This is a genomic window from Streptomyces sp. NPDC002690, assembly GCF_053592415.1.
Genome location: NZ_JBSFVR010000559.1, coordinates 1 through 3,262, shown reverse-complemented (window position 1 = coordinate 3,262; position 3,262 = coordinate 1). Strand labels below are relative to the sequence as shown.

Genomic DNA, 3,262 nt, shown 5'->3' with positions numbered 1-3,262 from the left:
TGTAGTCGGTCAGGACGAACGGGCCGTCACCGACGATGGGGAACTTCGTGTCGTTGTTGAACTTCGAGAAGTCGGCGACGTCCTTCCACACGTGCTCCGGGACGATCGGCACGTCGAGCGCGGCCATCGTCGCCTGCGGCTTCTTCAGGGTGACGACGAGCTTGTCCGGGCTGGGCGCGGTCACGCTGTCGAAGTTGGTGACGAAGGAGCCGTTGGCGGTGGCCGCGCCCTCGTCCTTCATCATCGTGTTGAAGGTCCAGGCCGCGTCGTCGGCCGTGACCTTCTCGCCGTCCGACCACTTCGCGTCGGACCGTATGGTGTACGTCCACGTCAGCTTGTCCGGGGACGGTTCCCACTTGGTGGCGAGACCCGGGACGGCGTGGCTGTCCTTGGGGTCATAGTTCGTCAGGTAGTCGTACATGAGCCGCAGGACGCTGGTGCTCAGGAGCCGCTGGGCCAGGAACGGGCTCAGTGAGTCCACGCTCTGCGCGACCGCGACCGTGAGGGTCGTCTTCCCGTCGTCGGCCTGTGCGGGGGAGGCGGCGAGCGGAGCGGGGGCGCCCGGTACGAGCGAGCCGGCGGCGAGCGCCAGCGCGGCGGCACCCGAGGCCGTGAGGAGGCGCAGACGTTGGCCTGGCCGGGTGGAGCGGACGGGACTTCTTGTGACCATGGGACGTCGACCTCGCGTCATGACTCGCTGGTGGGGCGGCGGGTAGAGCAGTGGTTCGCCAACTGGTGATGGAGAGGTCTATCAGCGGCGGCCAACTGGAGTCAACGGTCGGCGAAACGGCGTGTGGGCTGCGGGAATACGCAAAAGGCCCGCACCGTCGCAACGGTGCGGGCCCTCATTGGTCTCAACCACTTTGCCTCAGCTGTGGGGCGGCGCGGGCGGCTGCTGCTGCCACCCCGGCGCGGGCCACGGGCCCTCCGGACCGGGCGGACCCGGCCTCTCGGGCTGTCCTGGCTGGCCAGCCTGCACGTCCTGGCCGGCCTGCGCGCCGTACGGCTGCGCCGGCGGAGGCGGTCCCTGCTGCCAGCCGTTGCCGGGCTGCGGGGGGTAGGACTGCGGCGGGTACGGCTGCTGCGGCGGCTGCTGTCCCCCGTACGGCTGCTGCCCGCCGTACGGCGACTGCGGCGGCTGCTGTCCCCCGTACGGCTGCTGCGGATACGGCTGTTGGGGGTGTGCCTGCGGCGGGTACTGCTGGTGCCCGGGCATCGGCGGCGCGTACTGCGGCGGCGGGCTCTGGCCGTCCGCGGTCCACAGGCCCTGCTGCTGCTGGGCGCGGGCGAAGTCCTCCGCGACCAGCGCGGAGAGGTGGAAGTACGCCTCACGCGTCTTCGGCCGCATCATGTCGAGATCGACCTCCGCGCCGGCCGCCAAGTGCTCGTCGAACGGCACGACCACGACACCCCGGCAACGCGTCTGGAAGTGCTGGACGATGTCGTCCACCTTGATCATCTTGCCGGTCTCGCGGACCCCCGAGATGACCGTCAGGGAGCGCTGCACCAGGTCGGCGTAGCCGTGCGCGGAGAGCCAGTCCAGCGTGGTGGACGCGCTGGAGGCGCCGTCCACCGAGGGCGTCGAGATGATGATCAGCTGGTCCGCCAGGTCGAGCACCCCGCGCATCGCGCTGTAGAGCAGACCGGTGCCCGAGTCGGTGAGGATGATCGGGTACTGCTTGCCCAGCACCTCGATCGCCCGGCGGTAGTCCTCGTCGTTGAAGGTCGTGGAGACCGCCGGGTCCACGTCGTTGGCGATGATCTCCAGCCCGGAGGGCGCCTGCGAGGTGAAGCGGCGGATGTCCATGTACGAGTTGAGGTACGGGATCGCCTGGACCAGGTCGCGGATGGTCGCCCCGGTCTCCCGGCGCACCCGGCGGCCGAGCGTCCCGGCGTCCGGGTTCGCGTCGATGGCGAGGATCTTGTCCTGCCGCTCGGTGGCCAGCGTCGAACCCAGCGCGGTCGTCGTCGTGGTCTTGCCGACACCGCCCTTGAGACTGATCACGGCGATGCGGTAGCAGGAGAGCACCGGCGTCCGGATCAGTTCCAGCTTGCGCAGCCGGTCGGCCTCCTCCTTCTTGCCGCCCAGCTTGAAACGGTTGGCGGAGGAGGGGTTCCGGCTGCTCTTCGCCTTCTGCTTCCCCCGCACCAGCCGGTCCGAGGAGAGCTCCACGGCGGCGGTGTACCCGAGCGGGGCGCCCGGCACCGAGCGCTCCCGCTGGTCGTGCGTGACCGGGGTGGGCCAGGCGCCGCTGGTCCGTGGATCGACGGGCTGCTGCGCGGGTCCCTGCTGCGGCGGCTCCTGCTGCTGGGGCGGCTGCGGGGCGGGGACACCCTGCCCGGGGAACGGGGTGTGCTGCTGCTCCCGCGGGGGCTGCGGCGGCTGCGGGAGCTGCTGGGGCAGACCCGGCTGAGGCGCGCCCTGCCGGGGCGCCTGACCCTGCTGGGGCACGTAGCCCTGGGGCGCGTACGGCTGGGGCGCGTACGGCTGGTGAGGCGGCGGAGGGCCCTGCGGGTAGCCGTAGCCGGCCTGCGCGGCGGACGTCTGAGGAGGGAGAGGCGCCGGCGGCTGCGGGGCCGGAGGCTGAGGGGCCGGAGGCTGAGGGGCCAGGGGTGGCTGGGGGAACCCGTAGCCGGCCTGCGACGGTACCTGCGGGGGCAGTTGACCGCCCTGGGGCGGGTACGGCGGGTACGGCTGCTGCTGCGGGAAGCCATAACCACCCGGCCCGTAAGGCCCGTTGGGCTCGGGCGGACGCGGAGCCGGCGGCTGGGGGGCCTGCGGGAAGCCGTAGCCTCCGGCCGGCCCGTCCGGGGAGGCGGGCCACTGGGGTGCCGGTTCCGGGGCGCTGGGCTGCGGCCCGGCCGGGTGGAAGGCGGGCGGCAGCGGGGGCAGCGCGTTCGGCGCCTGGGCTGCCGGGAGCGCGGGCGACCAGGGCACCGGGGCGGCCTGGTGCGACGGCTCCGCAGCGAGGGGCTCACCGGCGGCCGGGGCGGCGGTGTCCCACGGGGTGGCCGACTCGTCCGCCGAGGCCGAAGTGGCCGAGGGGGCCGGGGTGTTCGCGGGCTCCGGGACGGACGCGTCCGTGGAAGGGGTGACGTCGGTGGGGCTCTCGTCCGCGTCGGGGGCGGCGGTGGCTTCCGTACCGGGGGCATCCGCCGGGGCCTCGCGCCGACGCGGTGCGCCACCTGGCCACCCGGGTCAGGGCGACCCCGTACACGCTGCTCAGCCCCTATCCGGGACAGTCGGGCGCCATCATGCTCA

1 protein-coding gene and 1 pseudogene are annotated in these 3,262 nt (G+C 72.9%); both read right to left on the bottom strand.

Translation table 11 applies throughout. The features are described 5' to 3' along the window. A partial coding sequence (locus tag ACWD3D_RS35130; RefSeq protein WP_451464738.1) for an ABC transporter substrate-binding protein occupies positions 1–670 on the bottom strand: 670 nt, incomplete at its 3' end. Between the two features lie 198 nt (positions 671–868). Beyond that, a pseudogene (locus ACWD3D_RS35125) lies at positions 869–3,166 on the bottom strand (AAA family ATPase); the annotation flags it as partial. Positions 3,167–3,262 lie beyond the last annotated feature (96 nt).